Here is a 23,085-nt window from a genome sequence, read left to right on the forward strand (position 1 = left end):
GAGTTATAATAATATTTAGCCTTGCTACACTTTAATATTAAACAATACATATATTATAAAAATAATTAACTTGTAAATTAGTTGTAAAATTTAATCTAAAGATAAATTCTATATAGATATTTATGGTAAAATTAACTTCATTGCAATAATTATTTATATTAACAAGAATTATAATTTCATGGAGGCGTATTATGAAAATATTAATAGTAGATGATGAAAAGTCTATTAGAGATTTAATTGACTTAACTTTAACTTTAGAAAATTATACTACCTTTAAAGCCAGTGATGGTCAAATGGCTTACGATATGATAGAGTCTATAGATTTTGATCTTATTTTATTAGATATAATGCTTCCTCATATAGATGGATTTGAACTTTTATCTAAAATTAAACATAAAAATATCCCTGTTATATTCTTAACTGCAAAATCATCAGTTCAAGATAAAGTTGTAGGTTTAAAATTAGGAGCTGAAGACTATATAACAAAACCATTTGAGCCTTTGGAGCTTTTAGCAAGAGTAGAAGTGATTTTAAGGAGAAATAATTCTTTTAAAGATAGTCAAAATTCTTTACTTACATATAAAAATATTACTATTTCTAAATGTGAAAGAGTAGTTAAACTAAATAATAAAGAAATTACACTAACTGTTAAAGAGTTTGATTTATTAGTACAATTTATTGAAAATCAAAACACTGTGCTAAGTCGCGACAATATATTAAACAGTGTTTGGGGTTATGATTATTGTGGAGAAACTAGAACGGTAGATATGCACATTAAGCAAATTCGTGAAAAGCTAAACCTTAAGCATGATTTAGAAACAGTTTATAAAGTAGGGTACAAACTTAGGTCATAATTTTTAAAAAGGAGATACTAGATGAAGCTGAAAAATAAACTATTTATTAGTTTTGCTACTTTATTTTTCATAACACTAAATATTTTTGGATATATACTTATTCAATCAATATTTTATACTTCTTTAAAATCTACAATAGACAATAGCTTTAAAGAATACTCAGTTATATATTCTAATATAAAAGTTGGAGAGAATCTAAATAATTTATTTCTAACTAATAAAGAACTTATATCTATAAAAAGTGATTCTTATTTAAATAATATACAAAATAAATCTATAAACTTAGAATTTAGAGATTTAAAAAAGAATTTAATTTATTCATCTAACAACTCTTTTAATTTACCTAGTGAATTATTTAAATTCGATAATAAGAACATTTCTAACTATATAATACTATCAAGTAATAAATCACATACATTAGTTATAAACAAAATAATCAATTTTAATAATTCAGAGTATTATTTTACATATATGAATAGTTTAAATAACTTATACCAATCTAGAGTTTATAGCTTCTTAATATTATTAGTACTTAATATATTAATAGGAGTTCTTTTAATTTTTTTAATTTACTATATATCTAATGATATAACTAAACCTTTAAACAGTCTTATTGAAAAAATAAATCAAATAATAGTTGGAAACTATAATGAAGAAATAATCTACGATAGTAACATCGATGAATTAAATACTATCTCTTCTAAGTTTAATATTTTAAGTGAAGAAATAAAAAACAAAATAATTTTACTTGAAAATAAAAATTTAGAAAAACAAAGATTTATAGATAACCTTACTCACGAAATAAGAACTCCATTAACTTCTATTGTAGGATATTCTAAGTTGATAATAGATAAAGATATTCAAGATATAAACTTAATACATAAATCATTTGAGAATATATATAAAGATGGTAAACGTATAGAGTCCTTAACTGAAAATTTAATAAAACTTATTACATTGGACAAAACATGTTTAGATATAAAAAAAGTAAGTGTGTTAGGAATAATTAATGATATACAGTCAACATTTAATTTAAATTTAATAAAAAAAGATATTAATTTTATAATACAAGGAAATGATTTTAACATAGATACTGATGTTTATTTGATTTCAACATTAATATCTAACTTTATAGATAACTCTATTAAAGCTATGAGTACATCTGTTACAAAAGAATTAAAATTTATTTTAAATAATAATTCTATAACTATAATAGATACAGGCTGTGGAATACCCAAAGAAAGTCTAGATAAAGTTTTTGAACCCTTTTATATGGTTGATAAATCTCGTGAAAGCTCACTAGGAGGATTTGGGCTCGGTCTTTCTATATGTGCAAATATAATAAAACTTTTAGATATAGATTTTTCTATAGAGAGTAGTGAAAATATTGGCACAACAATCACATTATGTTTCAAAGGAGGATTAATGTGAAAAATATAAAAATTTATATTATCTTATTTATATCATTTTTATTTCTTACTTTAATTTTAACTTATAAGCCAATAAAAACTAACCATGTATATAGTAAAAAAGTAATTTTTTCTGATTATGATTTAACAAAAAATAGTTATAATACTGTTAATAAAGATAAGTTTATAAAAAAAGCTGAGGAATCTCTTTATAATATATTCGGTGCTGAGTTTAAAAAATCTAAATATAAATCTGTAGTTAATTCTGTAGATACTCAAGCTTATAAAATAGGTGAATGTATTTCAGTCGATTTTTTAGAAGAAGATATACTCAAGTATTCAACATTATTTGATTTATACTCAGGCAAACTAATCGGCTTTTATAAGTCGCAGCTTAACCAACATTCAGCTTTAAATTCAGATACTTTATCAGAAGATACGTTATCTAAATTAGCTAAAGACTTTTTAATAAAAATAAATGGACAATCTGAAGAAAATATTAATTATAAGTCGTCTATTATAAGATATAATCCATATTTTTCAATTGAATTTACAGATAACAATTTCTATATCTATATAGAATTAGATCCAGTAAGCGGAGATATTATATCTTATCAAAAACTACCATTTAAATTTGAGGGTTAATTTATCATAAATTTTAAAGTATTATAAACTTATTATATAAAAAAAGAGATGTTTTTTAACATCTCTTTTTTTATAATGTCTATTTAACAAATAATTGTAATAATACTCCTGCTGCTACAGCTGATCCTATAACTCCAGCAACATTTGGTCCCATCGCATGCATAAGTAAGAAATTCGATGGATTTTCTTCTTGCCCAACTTTTTGAACAACTCTAGCTGCCATAGGAACTGCTGAAACTCCCGCTGCACCTATCATAGGATTTACCTTTCCACCTGATACTTTATACATAATCTTACCAAATAGAACACCTGCTGCAGTACCTACAGAGAATGCAACAAGTCCCATTGCAGTAATTCCTAAAGTTTGTGGTGTTAAAAAAGTTTCTGCATTTGCTGTTGCTCCGACAGTCAATCCTAATATTATGGTAATTATATATAACATTGGGCCTGTAGCCGTCTCAACTAATTTGGGAACTACTCCACTTTCTTTTATTAAGTTTCCAAACATAAGCATTCCGATAAGTGGTGCTGCCGATGGTAATAACCCTATAACTAAAATCATTATAGCTATAGGAAATATAATCTTTTCCTTTTTAGATACCGGTCTTAATTGCTCCATTTTAACCATACGCTCTTCTTTAGTTGTTAAAGCTCTAATTATAGGTGGTTGTATAACTGGAACTAAAGCCATATATGAATAAGCTGCAAGAGCTATTGTTCCTAATAAGTGCGGTGCTAATTTTCCTGTTAGATATATTGCTGTTGGCCCATCTGCTCCACCTATTATACCTATAGATGCCGCTTCCGGTCCTGTAAATTGTAATATTATAGCTCCCATAAATGCAAAGAATACTCCAAATTGAGCTGCTGCTCCAAGTAGCAACGTCTTAGGGTTTGCAATTATCGGTCCAAAATCTGTGCTTGCCCCTATACATAAAAAGATTAATGGTGGATAAATTCCAAGTTTTGTTCCTTGATATAAATAGTATAATAAACCACCATTTTCAGAGTCTGTTGCATGATTCATCAAGTCAACTCCAGGCATGTTAGCTAATAACATACCTATCGATATAGGTATTAAAAGATATGGTTCATATCCTTTTGCTATAGCTAGGTATAAAAATACACACGCTATTAAAATCATTATTATTTGTCTATAGTCTACTAGTGCAAACCCCGTGTTTGCAAAGAAAGTTTGTAACATTTCTAACACAGTAACTCCCCCTTATTCCATTATCCGATTTGAACTAAGCTATCTCCAAGGTTTACGTTTTGACCTTTTTCCACATCAACAGAAGCAATTGTTCCATCTATTGGAGCTACTATTTCATTTTCCATTTTCATAGCTTCAAGTATAGCTAGTACTTGTCCTTTTTTTACTACATCGCCGTTTTTAACCATTATATTAACTATTGTTCCAGGCATAGGTGCCTCTACAGCTTCTCCACTTCCATTAGATGAAACTGTTTTAACTGGTTCTTTACTTTGTACTGATGGTTTTGGTTGCTCTCCTTTTTTAACCTCTTCTATTTCAACTTCATAAACTTTTCCATTTAATGTTATATGATATGTTTTTGCGCTCATTTTCAACTCTCCCTTTAACAAATTTTAATTACTTGATTCTAGTTATCTTTTTTACATGAAGGTTTGGATTTATTTGACCTTCGCCTGCCATAATAGATGCCGCAAGTGCCACTACTATTCTATCTTCCTCATCATCTTCATCTAAACTATTTTTAGTTTCATTTAAATTATTTTTTACTATTTCATTTTTAGTTTGTGGTTTTATCTTAAATATATATTTAAATGAAGATAACACAAGAGATATTAATATTAAAGTTAAAAATACTATAGTCATACTTGATATAGTTATATTAATGGCTTCCATTATACTTATTTCATTACCAAACATTAATTATCACCCATTTCCTACATAGTTACTGTTATATAGTGAATTTTATTCTCTTCACTTAACGGCTCTTCTTTTTTTGGATTGTATTTATTTTCTAAAAATCCTGGTGCTACTTGTGGGAATAATGCATATGTCAATACATCTTCATCACATTTAACTAAATCTCCAGCTTCTAATTTTATCTTCTCAAATTCAGGTTCTAAAAGATCTGCTGGTCTTATAGTTATAACTTCTTCATCTCCTATTATTTTTTTCTTTACATCCTCATCTATAGGAGCTGGAGCCTTTCCATATTGACCTTTTACATAATCTTTTATTTCTTTTGGTACTAACTTATATCTTTCTCCTGTTAATACATTAAATAAGGCTTGAGTTCCAACCATTTGACTCATAGGTGTAACTAATGGTGGATATCCCAAATCTGCTCTAACTCTAGGAACTTCTCTTAAAACATCTTCATACTTTTCAGTTGCATTTTGTTGCTTTAATTGAGATAACAAGTTAGATAACATACCGCCTGGAACCTTATAGTTTAAAGTTTGTGGCTCTGTTAGTAAAACTTTAGGATTTAAAGTTCCATTTTCCATATACTTATCTCTTATAGGCTTAAAATATTCTGCAACTTCTAAAAGAGCTTCCATATTTAAACCAGGATTTCTCTCCATTTCGCTAAATGTTACAGCTAATGACTCTGTAGGAGGCTGAGATGTTCCTCCAGAAAATGGAGATATTGCAGTATCAATTATATCCACTCCTGCCTCTACTGCCTTCATATATATCATGTCTGCTATACCACTTGTACAGTGTGTATGTAATTCTATAGGTAAATTACTTATAGATTTCATTTTCTTTACTAAATCATATGCGTTATATGGTGTTAAAACCCCCGCCATATCTTTTATACATATAGAGTCTGCACCCATAGACTCCATAGTTTTTAATAATTCCAAATAGTAATCTGTAGTATGAACATCACTTGTTGTATATGATATTGCACATTGGCAATGCCCTCCATACTTTTTAATCGCTTTCATAGATGCTTCTATGTTTCTTACATCATTTAATGCATCAAATACCCTTATTATATCAATACCGTTTTCCAGAGAAAGCTTAATAAATTTATCAACTAAATCATCTGCATAGTTTCTATATCCAAGAAGATTTTGACCTCTTAAAAGCATTTGTAACTTAGTGTTTTTAACTCTTTTTCTTATTTCTCTTAATCTCTCCCATGGATCCTCTCCAAGAAAACGTATACATGCATCAAATGTCGCTCCACCCCAAACTTCCATAGAATGATAGCCTACCTTATCCATAGTTTCTAGTATAGGTAGTATTTCTTCTGTAGTTAATCTTGTAGCAATTAAAGACTGATGCCCATCTCTTAATGCTGTTTCAGTTATTTTTAACTGATTCACTATATCCTCACACTCCTAAATAAAAATATATATCCAATATAAATTCAACCTCACCTATATTATATAATGAATTTTTTAAATTCTAAAGTATTTTTAGAATTTTTTGGTATTTATTTTAAGTATATCTTAATAGTAATATGTTTTTGTAAGGTTTTTAGCATTATTTTATTTATAAATAAAATAAAAATAGCACAATACAAATAAATATCATGCTATTTTTATCAGATTTATCAACTTACTATACCTAAACTTTTAAAAGGAAATAATCTAATATTAGCTTTACCAATAATTTCACTTTCATTTACAAGACCTACCTCTTCGTTTCTACTATCTTTACTTACAAGCCTATTATCTCCCATCGCAAAATACTGATTTTTAGGTATAACTAATTCTATGTCTCCAGCAGTATATGCATTGTTTACATAAGGCTCGTTTATAAGTTTATCATTTATATAGACATCTCCATTTTTTATGCTTAATTTTTCCCCCGGTAAACCTACTATTCTTTTAACTAAATTTTTCTTATTACCTTTTTCATTTTCAAGTTCAGTCTCAAAAACAACTATATCTCCTCTATTAGGTGTATCATTTTTATATATAACTTTATTTATTATTAAATAATCCTCTGTATTTAATGTCGGATACATAGATTCACCACTAACAACAGTAGGTACTGCAAAATAAGTTACTCCAAGTCCCATAATTAATGCTAGTATTATAACTTTAGCCCATTCCATACATTTATCTATAATTTTTTCTTTCAATACCCTAACCCCCATATGTTTACTTCCTAATTAGCTTTCTATTTTGATAAATGTATGTCCTTTTAAATTTATAGTCTTTCGTACTCTATATTCTTTCATAAAAAAACCCTAGATAACAAAATATTATCTAGGGTTACACATATATTTATTATATTAAATAATAGGGTTTAACATTCTTTCTTTTAGTACTTCTTTCGCTTTTTCATAGTAGTTATTGTATTTTTCTTTAGGATAATCTCTAAATTTAGCAAGTTCTCCCTTAACTCCATAGTTTCTAAAAGGTATTAACTTAAATTTTGTATAACTATTTAGTTTTTTTATATATTCTAATTCTTTATATAACACACTTTCTTCATCATTTATATTTTCAAGTAATACAGTTCTAATTTCATATAGTTTATTAAAATCTGAGCATTTTTCTATATTTCTAAAAACTATATCATTTTTTATGCCTGTAACTTTTATATGTGTATCATTTTCAAAAGCTTTTAAATCAAACATAAATCCATCTACTTCATTTATAAGATTATCTATATCTTCTTCATCTGTATTTCCATTAGTATCTACAAATACATTAAGATTAGTTTTTTCATGTATAATTTTTGTAAATTCAATTATAAAGTTACTATACATTGTACATTCTCCACCTGAAAAGGTAACACCATCTATTAATGCTTTGTATTTTACTACATAATCAAAAAGTTCTTCTGGTGTATAATATATTATCTTAGGAGATGCTAAGTTTTCACATATATTTATACATTCATCGCAATTTACGCATTTATCTTTATCATAAATTATATTATCATTTAAATTCAGAGCTCCTACTTTACATACATTTAAGCATTTGCCACAATTTTGACATAAGTTTTGAGTCTCTGGGTTATGACAATATATACATTTCATATTACATCCCTGTAAAAAAATACTTATTCTGCATCCAGGACCATCAATAAAACTCATATTTATAATTTTATTAATAGGAGCTTTCATTATATATTTCTAACCTTTCTTTCTTTTATTCCATTTTTCATAGTTAATGCCCCTAATACAACAGAATCTTCCCTTAGACTTTCGCCTTCATTAAATTTATTTATATCACTTTTTTTAACTAAATATCCAGTAATTCTAACGAATTCTGATGTATTACTGTTTATAGATAATACTCTTATTCCACTTTCAAGTGCACCTTTCACAACTCTAAACATTCCATCTATATTATTTTTAGCAGTTTCATCAAATAAATAAATATCGCTACATCCTGTGTCAAAATATTTATGAAGTCTTCCAGATAAATTTATATGATTGAATACATCAGGCTCACATCCGTACTTTATTCTTATAGCAGGTGTTGTATCTGTATCAGACTCTAGACCTCCTTGGGCATGTACCCCATGTTTACCATTTGTACCACCACAATATATTGCATCCTCTTTTTTAACTAACTCATAAAACTTTTTACATATTTCTTCAGCTACATTATTAGCTTGTTCATCATGTCCCATTTGTTTTCCAGTAAATATTTCAACACATTCAAATGTCCCATATATCCCCAACATAGACGTAAACTTATCTAAGTCTATTAATCCTTCTTTAGCTAAAAATGAACTTTCAAAGAATTTAACTTCTTCTACTAGATATTTTATTCTTGCATTAGTAAGATCTGCTAATGCATTTACTGCTGCTGGAAGTTTATTATTCATGAAATCTTCATAATTTTTACTATCCTCAGCTAATGCTTTTAAGTTTATTCTTGTTAATGTATGAGCTCCTCCACCTATTCTTAGTGAATTATAACAACTAACAACACCATAATCTTCCCCTAAATCTTTTGTCATTAGATTATGATTCACAAAATATGGTTTTATATTTTCAAGAGCTGATTCTATTCCATATTTTATAAGTTCATCCGGTGTTTCTTCACTACATTTTAATGTAACATTAGGTATAGTCTTTTTAAGTTCTCTCTCTATTTGTATTACTAATCTTCCAACTCTACTATCCTTAGGTCCTATATTCATATGAACAAAGGCATCTGGTAAATTTCTATCAATATTTATAAGCAACATCTTTATCAAATTGTAAGCTTCTTTTTCACTTACTGTATCCATAAAAGGCTCTAAAACATCATCTATCTGACCTACGTAAACAGGATACCCTGTTATAGATGGTACATATCTGTAAAGTACCATTAATGCATTAACTGCTTCATATAAATCCTTAGGTGGTTCTATATCTAAATATTCACTACCTTGTTTAATAAATTTTACATAGTCAGGTAAGACATATCTAGGTCTATACGGTCTAGTTCCTTCATTCATATCACATAATATTTTTTTATCTAAATGTACTTTAGTTTCATCACTTATTTTTAAAGGAGGTAAAGAATCCTCTGCCCATCTTGCCATGTTTGCTCTTTTTTCATGATATTGCATATCCATAGAATGTAATATTTGTTCTACACTATTCATTTTCAGTCCCCCATTTATTTATATTTGTTAGATTTATTCTACCACACGAATAAGCTTTTGTTAATACCAATAAACTTTTATTTAGATTGATTTTGAAATATATATTTTCAATATAAAAAATTCGCTTCGCTTGATCCACTACGTGTGCGAACCACTTTATGTCGCCAACGACTTCGTCCGTTGCTCAAAAATGTCCTTTTTTACTTTCAGCAAGGTGTTGATATAACTATTCTCTATAAGTTATCAACAGATATTCGTTAAACATAAATTCCTTAAGCGTAAAAAAAGACACATAAGTGCCTTTTATATATCTTCTTTTGGTTTAGATTTACTTTTTATATAGTAAATTGCTATTAACAAAATAGCTAAAACTCCTACTATTATTGAGTATTTTTTTAATATTGCTGTTATTATATTCAAATTATCTCCTAATAAATATCCAGCAGATATTAATAGTAAATTCCATATACTTATACCTATTGTAGAGTATATGATAAATACTATTATATTCATTTTTACTACACCTGCTACTATAGATATAAATGTCCTCGCAACTGGAACTAATCTAGACAGCATTATAGATGGTTTATCATATTTTTTGATCCATAAATACGATGCTTTTATAGATTTTTTTGTACTTGGAAATTTTTTAGCCAAAGTATCTATAAGTGGCTTGCCTAATTTTAATCCCAAATAATAATTTATTATTGATCCTAATACCCCTCCTAATACTGACACAATTACAACTTGTATAAAATCTATATCATATTCAAACGTAAATATTCCTACAACCGGTAAAACTATTTCACTTGGAAGCGGTAAATTTGCATATTCAAGCATGACTATAATAAATACGCTTAATAATCCATAGTTTTTAATGAACTCCTCTATTAACAGCTTTACCTCCAATACATCACCTCATTTAACTTTCCAATACTACTGTGTTATAAACAGTACTGTACTTTATTATAATATCACATTAGTATTATCCTATCAATATTGTTCTTTATTATGCTATAAAAATTCCTTAAATTTTATAATTCTATTTTTAATTTTATTTTTTTAGTACTTTATGCATATTTAGGTCATATATTGTATTTATTAATATTTTGAAATTTCAATACGTTAGTTGTACAATTTAATTATAGGAACATGACTTTAGTAAACTTTATTGGGGGGGTTTATATGTCTATTATTATCTTAATTTTATTTATGTTATTTTTAATTTATTTTTTAACTACTATTTGTATACGCTACAGTTATATATCAAACTTAGCTATAAAAAATAATTTTGACTTAAATTCATTTTACATAAAACAAAACATATTACAATATAGCAATGATTATAATAAAATAACAGACAACATCGCGCTTTCTTTATTTAAATTTTATAATAAATGTTAGAAATAAATCATAAAGCGTTAATATATATTAACGCTTTATTTTTATACAAGTATATTTATATATTCTTGAATTTTATTTTTTAGTTCGTCTATTTCATATTCATTAATTCCTAATTCTTTAGAACTTTCAAATATAGATTGATTAATTTTAATTATATCTTTACTAGCATTAATGTATATTTGAAGCAATTTGCTCTTTATATCTTCTTTAATGTTTTCTTTAAAAACCTCTATATCCTTTAATATGTCTTTATTAAGTTGATCTTTTTTCAATTTATCATATAAAACTTTACCAATACCTCCAGTTAATGTTCCAGCTATAAGTAATGGCGGGCAATAAGTAATCATGGCAGCCCCTATAGTTAAGCTCTGTGCTGAACTCCCAAGTGCAGCTGCATACATAGCCACCGCACTTCCTGATGTAGCACCTAGTATAGCTCCAGTTCCTATTGTTGCTAACATTTCATTTATATTTATTTCACCTTCATTTAACTTAACTTTAGGTATTTCCATATTATAGCTTTCTACATTTATATTTTTTATAAATTCTTTTATATTTTTATTAGTGATGGAATTCACTTCCTTTATACATTCATCCCATTGTTTAAAAAACAACTCATCTAGTTCTAGTTTTTTACTATTTATAATATCATTTATATAATTTTCATTTATATAGTCTTTGGCTATGTCTAAACTCTTGTGTATCCTACTTATTTCTAATACTAAAAATTCTTTATTTATCCATTCATCTATTTCAAATTCCATTTTTGATTGTATATAGTCATATTTGTTTTCTAATAATTTTCTGTGATTTATTAACTCATTTTCTATCATTTCTAAAGATTTCAAGTATTCATAGTGATAAACTTTCTCTTTATGAATTAAAGCTTGTAATGATGAGTTTATACTTTCTATTTTAATTTTATCATTGTCTTCACAAAGTTCTTTTATATATTCTATAAATCCATTAAAATTTTTACTTAGGTTTTCAGGATAGTCTATAGCTATATCATTTATCTTTGCTTTTGCACTCATCCCTAAGTTATATTGATATTGTAAATATGAAGAAATGATAAAAAATTTATCTATATATATACCATACTCATCTTTTATATAACTTAATACTTCCTCATAATCATCTTCTAGTAAATCTGCCTTATTTAATACACCTATTATTGGTTTTCCATATGATGCTATTAGTTCAACAGATTCATGTATATCCTCTTGCCCGATATGTGTTAAATCGAATACAAATATAATTAAATCTGCATTTTGTATAAATTTTAAAGTTTTATTTTCATTTTCTTTTGTTATACTTTTCAAACCTGGTGTATCAATTATATTTATATTTTTTAAAAAATCAGAATTGACTCCTACATTTATATACCCTTCTTCTTTTTCTCTATATTCTTCAGTGCTATATTGTATATTAACGATACTTGATGTAGCTTCTAGTATGTCTACTTCCGAAACTTCTTTGCTTATAATAGAATTTACTAAAGTAGATTTTCCTGACTTAACTTCACCCATAATAACTAATTTTAGTATATTATTAGGCTTATGTAGTAAAATTTCAAAGTTATCCATTACATCCGATAAATTATGTTCTATGATTTTCTTAAATGGAATATTTTTTTCATTAGATAAGAAACTTCTAATTGGAGATTCTATAAAGGTAAGTTTTGTTTCTTCTATATAACTATTTAATTTTTTCATTATAACTCCCCCACTTTTTTAATATAGTATCAATATCCTTAATAGATATTAAATGATTTTTTATATATTTATAATCAACATATTTTTCTCTAAATGATTTTTCTATTAATATATCTAAATTCATTTTCAATTCAATTAAAATCTTATCTATTTTTTCTTCTATATATTTTTTCAATAGTTCTATAGAATTTATAACCTTATTTTTTTGAGCTTCTTCTTTTACTTTTTTATTTACTATATTTAACTTAATATATTTTTCTTTAAATAATTGATTGTATTCTTTCATATTATTTTTTACATATAAAAATTCTTTTGTATGCAAGATATCTATTTGCACAAAATTTTCTTTTTCATTCAAATCATTATTAATTTGAGCTATGTTGAATAAGTAACTTTTCAAATTATTTATTTCATATTTCAAAAAATCTTCTAATTCTTTAATTTCACTATATATATCTCCATCATTTAAACTGCTTAAGGTTAAGTATCTAACTATGTTTTTTTCTATATCAAACTTAGTGTTTTCTATTTTTATATCTATCTTTACTTTAATTTCATCAGCTTTGCTGATATGATAGTAAAAATTTCTTTTGTAATTGTTGATTAAATTAGTACAATGTCTACTCATAATTTCTAAGTTTTTATATTTTGATTTTATTTGCATTTTTTCAGATTGTTTTTTAAAATTTATATCTATACTTTCGATTAAAGCTTCTATATTGCTTAATTCTATTAAATTTATATCATTATTTATATATCCATTTATAGCTTCCTTTGAGGAAATCATTATCATATCTTTAAAATATCCATAATATATTTCACTCACTTTATCTCTAATTTTACATATATTCTCTTCTTTATTTCTTATAATATCTATTTTATTAATTGCACAAATTATATTATTATTTTTATCATCTAATATATACTCTTCTTTTAACTCATTTAATAGATCATAACTTGACTTTGAAACTATATTTTGACTATCTAGTATCCAAATAATACCATCCGCTCGTTTGTAGTAATCTATCATCCTTTTTCTAGTGTTTCTCAATAAGTTTTGATTAAGACCAGGAGTATCTACTATTATAAAGTCTTTTAATATCCCTTCATTTTTAATATAATATCTAACTTCGCATATATTCGATTTGTATAAGTATAATTCTTCTAATTTTTTTTTATATTTTTTTAAATTTTCTATAGTTACTCTATTTTTATTTTTATATTCTTCTAATTTTTCTCTTATTATTTTCTTAGAATTTTTTAATTTTATTTCTTCATTTTTAATTAATTTCAAACCTTCTTCATAGTTTAATTCATATGTTATATCGTTATCATTAATAATTTCAATTTTAGATTTAGATGAGTTTATTAGTGTGTCTATTTTCCATGTATTAGGTATATCTCTTGTTTCTAATACTTTACTTCTTAGTAATGAATTTATAAGAGTTGACTTTCCATATTTTCCAGGACCTATTACATATAACAAAAATGGGTCTTTTAATTCTTCAACACTTTTAATTATATAGTTAATTTCATTTTCAATTTGATTTATAAGATAATATGTTTGACTTGTTTTATTAAATATTTGTAATTTTGCATTATCTATATTATAGTTTAGGATTTTTATATCATTAGATATATTTTTATATACTTTTTCTCTATTATAATAATTCATATCATCAGTCCTTGAAATAAGTTTATCATGTATACTATAATTATATTAGGATATATATTTTAATATGATTTATTCAGTTTAAAATTTTCATATATTACATGTTTAATAGTAATTATTATAACAATCAAAAACACATATACTTAGCTTTATTAAGCTAAATATATGTGTTTATCACAGGTTTTATTATTTAATTTTTAATAAAAATGTTTTAATTGTTTTAATCTGCTAGGATGTCTTAACTTTCTTATAGCTTTAGCCTCTATTTGTCTTATTCTTTCTCTTGTTACTCCAAATACCTTACCTATTTCTTCTAAAGTCTTAGGTATATCATCATCTAATCCAAATCTCATTCTAAGAACTTGTTGTTCTTGATCACTAAGCCCAGTTAATATTTCTTCAATTTTTTCTCTTAAATTATGTTGCTCTACCTCATGCATAACTACATCTCCAAAATATGCATCTGATGGTATAAATTCTACTAAACTACTATCTTCATCTTCTTTTATTGGAGTATCTAGCGATACTATATTTTTATCTCTTTTTAATAAGTCGATTACTTTTTCAACATCTATTTCACATGCTATTGCTAATTCTTCTATATTTGGTTCTCTTTGAAGCTCTAATGATAACTCTTGTCTTTTTCTCTTTACAAAATTTATTCTTTGATGTAAATGAACTGGTATTCTAATTGTATTTTCACAATCATCTATATATCTAGTTATACTTTGTTTTATCCACCATGTAGCATAAGTACTAAACTTATATCCTTTTTTATAATCGTATTTTTCTACAGCTTTTATAAGACCTATATTACCAGCTTGAATCAAATCTAGCATATCAATATTTTCTTTTCTATATTTTTTAGCAATACTAACAACTAATCTATAGTTTGCATTAATAAACTCTTCCTTAGCTCCTATAAATGATTCATCTATTTTTTTAGCTAATTCAACTTCTTCTACAGCTGATAACATCTTATACTCTTCGATTTCTTTTAAGTACATCTTCATAGCATTTGATGAATTTGATGAATCATTATAAATGTAATTTTCATAAGTATGTTCTCTTTTAGCCCCCATAATCTACCCCTTCTATCTCTAATAATTTGTTAATCAACTTAAAAAAGCATATTCAGTTTTATCCTCATGATAATATTATGTATGCACTTTTTAAAAAATACTTTTTACTTGTCAACAAATTCCTTTATCTATTATTCTACATCCATATATAAAAACCCTTGATTTTTTTTATATTTTTTTAAAATAATATTATATTAATTTTATTTCCCCTGAAAAGAACAAAAGACTGCACGATGTGCAGTCTTTTATCCTCGAACGACAAAGTTAAATCCCAGTTAATAAGTCCAATAATATGCTTGCCCCTATACTACGGTAAAATATTAATGAGATTATAACAGATTTATAATACCATTAATAAAAGGGTTTAGTCAAGCTAAACCCCTTTTATCAACTCAAATTTTAGAATATTTTATTATTTATGATCGTGGTTACATCCACAGTTTCCACCACAACATTCATGATCTTCATCATTGTGGTCATGACCACATCCACACTCATGTTGTTCTTCATGTTCTTTTATTTGTTCTTCCATTTCAAAGAATTCTTTTACCATTACATCGTATTCTGGAAGAGCTTCTTCTGTATCATACTCTTCTCCTGTCCAGTTAGCATACATCATTTCATTTCCATTAGTTAAAACCGCTCTACCTGCTAAAGTTATGTTATCTACATCTTCAAGGAAGTTTACTGCTTCTTGAGCTGCTTCACCTTGAAGAGGAGTTTCTTCATCTAAGCATTTTATTATCATAACTGGTGCATAATAATCTTCATTATCTTTTACGTTTATCATTATATCTATAACGCCCTCTGCACCTTCTTCAAATTCTGATAATGCAACATCTGTATCTATCATATCTTGTGGAACATATAAATCTTCCATTAAGTATTTTATAACTCTATCTTTTACTAGTTCTTTTGACATAATAATTCTCCTTTCATCTTTTGCCAATATTATCTTTTTATAGTATACCATATTTTTCATAAATTTAATAAGATAACTAAATTTTTTACTATAGTAAATCTAATTTTTATGATTTATATACATTATACCCATCAATATAGCTTTTACTCTTTATTTTAAATTTATACTCTATATTATTACATATTTGTAATTTATATATAAATATTACATAACTTTACATTATACATTAAATCATATATATGCTATCATTGTAACTAGCCAAGGGGGTATCATACTCACAAGGTTACAATAAAGTAACATATTTAGAAAATTCATTAAAATTATTTTTAGAAGAGGTGACTTATGAATAAAAAAGTAAAAATATTATTATCATCATTAGGTATAGTATCTATTTTAAGTGCTGGTTCAACATTTCCTGTTAATGCAGCATCTAACGAAACTATAAATAAAAAAGTTTATTGCAGTGATAGCAATTATAGTGAATATATATATATAAATGTAAATGGAAAAGATTGTTCTGCTCCTATCAAATCTTATTATTCTTTAATTAAAGATTTGATAGACAATAATCTAAATTGTACTAATAAAAATACTAATGTATCTAATACAACTCCAGAAAGTAAGCCTTCTACTCCGAATGTAGAAACTTCAAAGCCTGAGAGTAAACCTGATACTAGTACAGAATCTAAGCCTGATACGAATACAGACAATAATATAGCTAGTAAACCTTCTACTCCAGACGTAGAAACTACTAAACCTGAGAGTAAACCTGATACTAGTACAGAATCTAAGCCTGATACGAATACAGACAATAATACAGCTAGTAAACCTTCTACTCCAAGCGGAAACTTTGCAAGCTTCCAAAAAGAAGTTTTAGATTTAGTTAATGTAGAGAGAACTAATAGAGGTTTACAACCTTTAAAATTTAATTCTGAGTTGTCAAAAGTTGCAACTTTAAAATCTCAAGATATGATAGATAAAAATTATTTTGATCATACATCTCCAACTTACGGTTCTCCATTTGATATGATGAAACAATTTGGTATAACTTATCGTACAGCTGGTGAAAATATAGCAATGGGACAAGAAACTCCTAAAGAAGTTATGAATTCATGGATGAATTCACCTGGTCATAGAAAAAACATATTAAATCCTGACTTCACTGAACTAGGGGTAGGAATTGCTTCAGATGGGTCATCTTTATATTGGACTCAAATGTTTATAGGAAGATAATAAAAAGAGGTATAGCTATTTAGCTATACCTCTTTTTATTATCTTCCATAACTTACTTACATCAATATATACATATAATATTTGAGTTAGCCTACTAAAAATGTTATAATTTTGTAATCGTCAGAATGTATAAAATGTTTTATTATTATATTAGTATCTGTTTAAATTTTTAAAGGAGATTAATTATGAGTTTAAAAAAGAAAATAATTTCAATTGTTATATGTAGTAGTATGGTTTTAGGAAGTGTTAGTTTAGTATTTGCTGACTCTTCAAAAGTTGTTACATTAGGCGCTAACTTATCGCCTGAACAACAGCAAACAATGTTAAAATACTTTGGAGTAAATAAAAATGATGCTGTAATATTACAAGTAAATAATCAAGAAGAGAGAAAATACTTACAAGGAATAGCTCCAGAGTCTCAAATAGGTACAAAAACTTATTCTTGTGCTTATGTTGAGCCTACAAAATCTGGAAGTGGAATTAATGTAAAAACAGCTAATATTACATGGGTTACATCTGCTATGATAGCAAGTACACTTGCGAGTTTAGGTATTACTGATGCTAACTGTGTTATAGCAGCTAACTTCCCTGTAAGTGGTACAGGAGCTCTTACTGGGGTTATGAAAGCATACGAAGATGCTACTGGTAAGCCTTTAGATGAAAATAAAAAGGAAATAGCCACTGAAGAATTGGTTGTAACTGGTGACTTAGGTGAATCTGTTGGCCAAGATAAAGCAACAGGGATAATTAACGATGTTAAGACTGAGGTTATAAAAAATAATACTAGCGATACTGTTCAAATAGCGGATACTATAAATAATGTAACTAATAACTATAACGTTACTTTATCGCCAGAACAACAAAAACAAATAGAAGATTTAATGCTTAAAATATCTGAGCAAAATTATAATTATAAAGATATGAAAGATGCTTTAGAAAGTGTTAATAATACTGTAAATGAAAATCTTGAAGCTTTAGGAGAAAGTGTTAATAACTCAGGTATATTAGATACTGTAAAAGGTTGGTTTGAAGGTATAGGTGATTGGTTCTCTAATTTATTCGGTGGAGATAATAAAGACCTTGGTATATTAGAAAATACTAATGATAGCGCTCTTGGTGATAATGTACAAATAGATGCAACTGATAAAGATGCTATAAATTTACCTTCTAGCGATGAAGTTGAAGGTTTCTTTGCTAAAATATGGAACTGGTTTACAGGATTATTTAATAACAGTGATAGTAATCAAAATGATAATAGTCAAATTGCACCTGGTTCTGATTCAGATGAAAATAACCAAGATTTAAATCAAGCTCCAAGTACTGAAGAAAATCAATCTTTAAATGAACAGCAACCTTCTGTAAATAATGAAAATTCATCTGATTTAAACAATAATAGTACAACTGAAACTGATGAACATACTGATTCTAATCAACAGCAAAATACTCAAGATAACACTACTAATGTAGATGAAAGCAATAACGTAAATACAAATAATTAGTTTTATAAAAAAACACTCATTACCATAAATAATGAGTGTTTTTTATTTATATAAAATTTTAAATATCTTACACTAAAGTTTTTGCTAATTCATCTTCGCCTATTAAACGTGTTATTCTTACTCCAAAGTTTTCATCTACTATTACAACTTGTCCATACCCAATTTTTCTTCCATTTACATGTATTTCTACTTCTTGATCTTCAAAAGTATCTAACTCTATTAACGATCCTTTAGATAGTTCAAATATATCTTTTAATGACATTTTTGTTCTACCTAAAATAACACTTACTTTTAGTTCTATGTCTAATACTCTGTCAAATTTTTCGCTCATATAACTATCCTTCCTTTTTCACACAATCTGTTATAATAACACCTTTTTTATTTTTTATTAATCCAGGCTTACATTTAAAAGACTTAGCCCCACCTACATAAAGTTCTGTTTCTCCATTTATTTTAGTATCTAATGTTATAACATCACCTATTTTTAATTTTACAAGTTCATCTACTTTTATTTCTGTTCTTCCTAGTTCTGCAACCATATCTGTATGAGTATTACAAATTTTATTGTATATTGCACCTGTAAATTCAAAATCATATTCAATATTTTTACTTCTAAAAAGTCTTTTTGGTTCTAGCTGCTCTAATATAGGTTCTAAACAACTATATGGATTACAGAAGCTCATCTTACCTACTTCTCTATTTCCATCCATCATCTTCATATGTGAAATAAGAACAGATTCACTTACTGGATATTTTCTACTAGCCCCAACATTAGTATATACTTTAGAAACTTCTATATATTCGCATCCTTCAAAAATATGCATTTTAGTTAAGAACTTTCCACCTATATAAGATATAAGTTCTCTATCAACTTCAGTAAGTTCTCTAGTATGATTTTCGACTACTCCATCTCCTCCAAGTATTAAATCTATAAGTGAAGTTGCTACACTTTTATCTAATTGGTAAATAAGTCCCTGAACTAAAGGCTGTATTGCATGTTCTACAATTACAGAATCATTATTTATCATATTTGTAAACTCTTCATAATTTGTTTGTTCTACTTTCTCTAACTTACAAACTATATTAGGTCTTTTTAATTCATACGTTACAAATAAGTTTATACTTTTGCAAAACTCTTCTGCTATTACAGATAAGAATCTCATATTACTTGTAGAATATCTTTGCGGTTTTTTAAAGTCGTATGTAGTTACTTCTTTTTTCATAATATCTTATTATAACTCCTATCTAAATTTTATCTTTCCCTGTATAGTACTTTAATTTTCTAAATTCAATTCTAATATATTTGCTAACTAATGATATTTTAAATAAAAATTCTACAAAATTATATAATTTTACATACTTAATATATTAATTATAATAAGTTTATATTGCTAATAAGTAGTTATTAATTTAAAAACGATTTAATTAAATATCTTCTAAATTCACAACTACTAATTATTTATTGTATACTCACCTATAATTACATAGATATTAATATTTATTATAAATTTAAATAAATCCTACTTAAAATAAATTAAGCAAGATTTATAGCTATATTATCATGTCGTAAGAAAATTTAATTCTTACGACATTTAATTACTTTTAACTTTATTTTATAATTTTGCTAAAGCAGATACTATTATTTCTTCTTTAAATGGCTTTACTATAAACCCTTTTGCTCCATATATAATTGCTTCCTTCATTCTTGCCTCTTGCCCTAATGCTGATACCATAACTACTGATGCTGCTGGATCTATTTTCTTTATTTCTCTTAAAGCCTCTAGTCCATCCATTTCTGGCATAGTTATATCCATTGTTACAACTTCTGGTTGTAATTCTTTATACTTTTCTATTGCCATTACTCCATTTTCTGCTTCTCCTACTATTTCAAATCCATTGCTCTCAAGCATATTACGTATAGACATACGCATAAATGCTGCATCATCAACTATTAATACTCTTTTCATACTATTTCCTCCATTTTATTTACTTTAGTTTTTTTCTATATACAGATGGTTTGACACGTTCAAATTCTGTATCTAAATTTGATAAATTCTCAGACATACCTATTATCAAATATCCTCCTGGTTTAAGAGAGTCATACAATCTTTTACACAGTTTTTGCTTTGTAGGGTTATCAAAATAAATCATAACATTCCTACAAAATATAACATCATGATAATTTTTATTCCATCCTACTGTATTATTTAAGTTAAAATATTTAAATTCAACTAGCTTTTTTATATCATTACTAATACTATAATCTCTGCTATTTATTTTTTGAAAGTAATTTTTAATCCACTCTTGAGGAAGTTTAGATATCTTACTTTCTGAATAAACTCCTGCCTTAGCTTGTTTTAATACATTATTTGAAATATCTGATGCTGTTATAGATGTCTTTAACCTTGGATATTTTCCTAAGACTGATTGCACTACCATAGCTATACAATATGGCTCTTCTCCTGTAGATGAAGCCGCACACCAAATTTTAAGACCTCCTACTGTTGGCTTTTTTAGATTTGGTATTAAAACTTCATTTTTTAAAAATTCATAGTGCTGTTCTTCTCTCATAAAATATGTAAAGTTAGTTGTTAGCTTTTCCACTAATATTGCCGCTTGTTCTCCTGTTTTATCACACATTAAGTTATCTATATAACTTTTAAAATCTGGAAAACCTAATTTTTTTATCATTAATACTAGTCGTGTTTCTATCAAAGTTTTTTTCTTTTCAAGATTTATTCCATAATTATTATACATAAAATTCTTTAATCGTACAAAATCTTTATTCGTTAATTCCATTTTTCATGTCCTCAACAATCTCTAATAATGAATCACAATCTAAAATCATTTGAACATCATTATTTATTTCACTAACACCTTTTATAAAGTTTGAAACTCCATCATCTTTACTAGAATCCATCTTCATACATTTATCTGGTGAAATATTCATAACTTCATTTACTGCATCAACTATTAACCCTATTTTATTTTCATTATTTTCAATGATAATTATACATGTTCTTTCATTATATTCTATAGGTTCCATATCAAATCTCATTCTAGCATCCATAATTGGAATAATTGTACTTCTTAAGTTTATTATTCCATTCATATACTTAGGTAAAAATGGAACCTTAGTTATAGGTAGCATTTCAATAATTTCAATTATATATTTTGATGATAGGGCATACTTTCTATCATTTATTACAAATACCATATATAAATCATCTATTTTATTCTCTATTGTGTCTTCATTTTTATTCTCTATCATTTCACTATTTGCACTCACAAACAATACACCATCCTTTTAAATAAGTTTTTCGCCTTTCCCAACACTTTTTATACGAAGTTTATTTGTAAGCGTATCGAAAGTAATAGTTCTACCGCAAGTTCCTAATACATCTTCAGAAACGATAGGAACTCTTAACTTAGCTAGTGTTTCTTTACAAACCTTAACATTTTTTTGCCCAATAGTGAATATACTATTATCACTATTTTTAAAGCTAAACATGTGGGCTCCTCCTGCTAACTTAGCTTTTATATACATGGGATTTGCTCCTGCTTTTTTCATTTCTTCATATAATAAAGTGATTCCTGTATCTGCGTATTTAGCCTTGTTCAATAAGTTTTTGTCACACTTTGAATCAGATAACAAAACATGAACTAACCCTGCAATTTTCTTACTTTCATCATATAATACTATCCCGCAACATGACCCTAATCCTATTGTTGTTATTTTATCTGGTGCTTTTACAATATTAAACTCTGCTATACCCACTGTTATATTTTTCATATATTCACTCCTAGTCAGTAAATCCTAATGATGCTAGTAGCTTTTTACACGACTCTACTTTTGGTATAAAATAGTATTTTCCTTCTACCTCTTTATCTAATGTAAAGAAATCAGTTTCTATACATAAAATAGAATCTGAAACTTGTCCATATAATGAAGCTGGTAGGTTCATTATTGCCATAACCATATCTACGCTAAAATATGGTATCGATGGCGTTATACTTAAACTTGTCATATCAGATATTGCTGTTAAGTATGTTCCACAAAGTATGTTACATATTTCTCCTATTGA

At 26.5% G+C, this 23,085-nt stretch carries 24 protein-coding genes; 5 read left to right on the top strand and 19 right to left on the bottom strand.

Going from position 1 to position 23,085, the window contains the following annotated elements:
* Positions 1–191 precede the first annotated feature (191 nt).
* The 3 genes from ACEXNK_RS04000 to ACEXNK_RS04010 are packed head-to-tail and all read left to right on the top strand — an operon-like array spanning position 192 to position 2,908.
* Complete coding sequence (locus tag ACEXNK_RS04000) at positions 192–854, top strand: response regulator transcription factor (RefSeq protein WP_373601173.1); 663 nt, start codon at positions 192–194, stop codon at positions 852–854.
* Between the two features lie 21 nt (positions 855–875).
* Positions 876–2,285, top strand: a complete 1,410-nt coding sequence (locus ACEXNK_RS04005; RefSeq protein WP_373601174.1) for a sensor histidine kinase — start codon at positions 876–878, stop codon at positions 2,283–2,285.
* Positions 2,282–2,908: a hypothetical protein gene (locus ACEXNK_RS04010; protein WP_373601175.1), complete on the top strand. Its 627-nt coding sequence runs from the start codon at positions 2,282–2,284 to the stop codon at positions 2,906–2,908. Before ACEXNK_RS04005 ends, ACEXNK_RS04010 begins: the two co-directional genes overlap by 4 nt.
* A 79-nt stretch (positions 2,909–2,987) precedes the next feature.
* Here ACEXNK_RS04010 and ACEXNK_RS04015 read toward each other — a convergent pair whose 3' ends face one another.
* The 12 genes from ACEXNK_RS04015 to ACEXNK_RS04070 all read right to left on the bottom strand — a co-directional run bounded on the left by ACEXNK_RS04015 (position 2,988) and on the right by ACEXNK_RS04070 (position 16,268).
* Complete coding sequence (locus tag ACEXNK_RS04015) at positions 2,988–4,112, bottom strand: sodium ion-translocating decarboxylase subunit beta (RefSeq protein WP_373601196.1); 1,125 nt, start codon at positions 4,110–4,112, stop codon at positions 2,988–2,990.
* A 29-nt stretch (positions 4,113–4,141) separates the two neighbouring features.
* Complete coding sequence (locus ACEXNK_RS04020; protein WP_373601176.1) at positions 4,142–4,492, bottom strand: biotin/lipoyl-containing protein; 351 nt, start codon at positions 4,490–4,492, stop codon at positions 4,142–4,144.
* Positions 4,493–4,520: 28 nt separating this feature from the next.
* Positions 4,521–4,820: an OadG family protein gene (locus tag ACEXNK_RS04025; protein WP_373601177.1), complete on the bottom strand. Its 300-nt coding sequence runs from the start codon at positions 4,818–4,820 to the stop codon at positions 4,521–4,523.
* A 17-nt stretch (positions 4,821–4,837) separates the two neighbouring features.
* Entirely contained in the window at positions 4,838–6,238 is a 1,401-nt protein-coding gene (locus ACEXNK_RS04030; RefSeq protein WP_373601178.1) for an oxaloacetate decarboxylase subunit alpha, read from the bottom strand.
* Positions 6,239–6,468: 230 nt separating this feature from the next.
* A complete protein-coding gene (lepB, locus tag ACEXNK_RS04035) occupies positions 6,469–7,002 on the bottom strand; it encodes a signal peptidase I (protein WP_373601179.1) in 534 nt (177 codons plus the stop codon).
* A 153-nt stretch (positions 7,003–7,155) separates the two neighbouring features.
* The gene (locus ACEXNK_RS04040) at positions 7,156–7,995 is read right to left on the bottom strand and encodes a YjjW family glycine radical enzyme activase (RefSeq protein WP_373601180.1); all 840 of its coding nucleotides are present in this window, start codon (positions 7,993–7,995) and stop codon (positions 7,156–7,158) included.
* Positions 7,995–9,473 carry a YjjI family glycine radical enzyme gene (locus ACEXNK_RS04045; protein ID WP_373601181.1) on the bottom strand — a complete coding sequence of 493 codons (1,479 nt, stop codon included), beginning with the start codon at positions 9,471–9,473 and terminating at the stop codon, positions 7,995–7,997. The genes ACEXNK_RS04040 and ACEXNK_RS04045 overlap by 1 nt, the downstream gene beginning before the upstream one ends.
* A gap of 303 nt (positions 9,474–9,776) precedes the next feature.
* The gene (locus ACEXNK_RS04050) at positions 9,777–10,382 is read right to left on the bottom strand and encodes a DedA family protein (protein ID WP_373601182.1); all 606 of its coding nucleotides are present in this window, start codon (positions 10,380–10,382) and stop codon (positions 9,777–9,779) included.
* Between the two features lie 536 nt (positions 10,383–10,918).
* A complete protein-coding gene (locus ACEXNK_RS04055; protein WP_373601183.1) occupies positions 10,919–12,592 on the bottom strand; it encodes a dynamin family protein in 1,674 nt (557 codons plus the stop codon).
* Positions 12,576–14,267, bottom strand: coding sequence for a dynamin family protein (locus tag ACEXNK_RS04060; protein WP_373601184.1), 1,692 nt, complete (start codon positions 14,265–14,267; stop codon positions 12,576–12,578). The genes ACEXNK_RS04055 and ACEXNK_RS04060 overlap by 17 nt, the downstream gene beginning before the upstream one ends.
* 194 nt (positions 14,268–14,461) lie before the next feature.
* The gene (locus ACEXNK_RS04065) at positions 14,462–15,346 is read right to left on the bottom strand and encodes a sigma-70 family RNA polymerase sigma factor (protein ID WP_373601185.1); all 885 of its coding nucleotides are present in this window, start codon (positions 15,344–15,346) and stop codon (positions 14,462–14,464) included.
* Positions 15,347–15,758: 412 nt separating this feature from the next.
* Positions 15,759–16,268 (bottom strand): type I restriction enzyme HsdR N-terminal domain-containing protein, encoded by a 510-nt coding sequence (locus ACEXNK_RS04070; RefSeq protein ID WP_373601186.1) that lies wholly within the window; start codon positions 16,266–16,268, stop codon positions 15,759–15,761.
* Between the two features lie 342 nt (positions 16,269–16,610).
* On the opposite strand from ACEXNK_RS04070, the gene ACEXNK_RS04075 reads away from it, so the two are divergent.
* Both ACEXNK_RS04075 and ACEXNK_RS04080 read left to right on the top strand, forming a co-directional pair.
* On the top strand, positions 16,611–17,501 hold the full coding sequence (locus ACEXNK_RS04075) for a CAP domain-containing protein (RefSeq protein ID WP_373601187.1): 891 nt from the start codon (positions 16,611–16,613) through the stop codon (positions 17,499–17,501).
* Positions 17,502–17,686: 185 nt separating this feature from the next.
* The gene (locus ACEXNK_RS04080) at positions 17,687–19,000 is read left to right on the top strand and encodes a DUF1002 domain-containing protein (protein ID WP_373601188.1); all 1,314 of its coding nucleotides are present in this window, start codon (positions 17,687–17,689) and stop codon (positions 18,998–19,000) included.
* 67 nt (positions 19,001–19,067) lie between these two features.
* Here ACEXNK_RS04080 and fliN read toward each other — a convergent pair whose 3' ends face one another.
* The 7 genes from fliN to ACEXNK_RS04115 all read right to left on the bottom strand — a co-directional run.
* Entirely contained in the window at positions 19,068–19,331 is a 264-nt protein-coding gene (gene fliN / locus ACEXNK_RS04085) for a flagellar motor switch protein FliN (RefSeq protein WP_373601189.1), read from the bottom strand.
* Positions 19,332–19,335: 4 nt separating this feature from the next.
* Positions 19,336–20,223 (bottom strand): flagellar motor switch protein FliM, encoded by an 888-nt coding sequence (locus ACEXNK_RS04090; RefSeq protein WP_373601190.1) that lies wholly within the window; start codon positions 20,221–20,223, stop codon positions 19,336–19,338.
* A gap of 390 nt (positions 20,224–20,613) precedes the next feature.
* Positions 20,614–20,967 carry a response regulator gene (locus ACEXNK_RS04095; RefSeq protein ID WP_373601191.1) on the bottom strand — a complete coding sequence of 118 codons (354 nt, stop codon included), beginning with the start codon at positions 20,965–20,967 and terminating at the stop codon, positions 20,614–20,616.
* Between the two features lie 19 nt (positions 20,968–20,986).
* Positions 20,987–21,799 carry a CheR family methyltransferase gene (locus ACEXNK_RS04100; RefSeq protein WP_373601192.1) on the bottom strand — a complete coding sequence of 271 codons (813 nt, stop codon included), beginning with the start codon at positions 21,797–21,799 and terminating at the stop codon, positions 20,987–20,989.
* Positions 21,783–22,289: a chemotaxis protein CheW gene (locus tag ACEXNK_RS04105; protein ID WP_373601193.1), complete on the bottom strand. Its 507-nt coding sequence runs from the start codon at positions 22,287–22,289 to the stop codon at positions 21,783–21,785. The genes ACEXNK_RS04100 and ACEXNK_RS04105 overlap by 17 nt, the downstream gene beginning before the upstream one ends.
* An 18-nt stretch (positions 22,290–22,307) precedes the next feature.
* The gene (locus ACEXNK_RS04110) at positions 22,308–22,793 is read right to left on the bottom strand and encodes a chemotaxis protein CheD (RefSeq protein ID WP_373601194.1); all 486 of its coding nucleotides are present in this window, start codon (positions 22,791–22,793) and stop codon (positions 22,308–22,310) included.
* A 10-nt stretch (positions 22,794–22,803) separates the two neighbouring features.
* Positions 22,804–23,085: chemotaxis protein CheC (locus tag ACEXNK_RS04115; RefSeq protein ID WP_373601195.1), on the bottom strand; the 282-nt coding region annotated here is incomplete at its 5' end.

The sequence above is a fragment of the Paraclostridium bifermentans genome, from assembly GCF_964259345.1.
GTDB classification, from domain to species: domain Bacteria; phylum Bacillota; class Clostridia; order Peptostreptococcales; family Peptostreptococcaceae; genus Paraclostridium; species Paraclostridium bifermentans_B.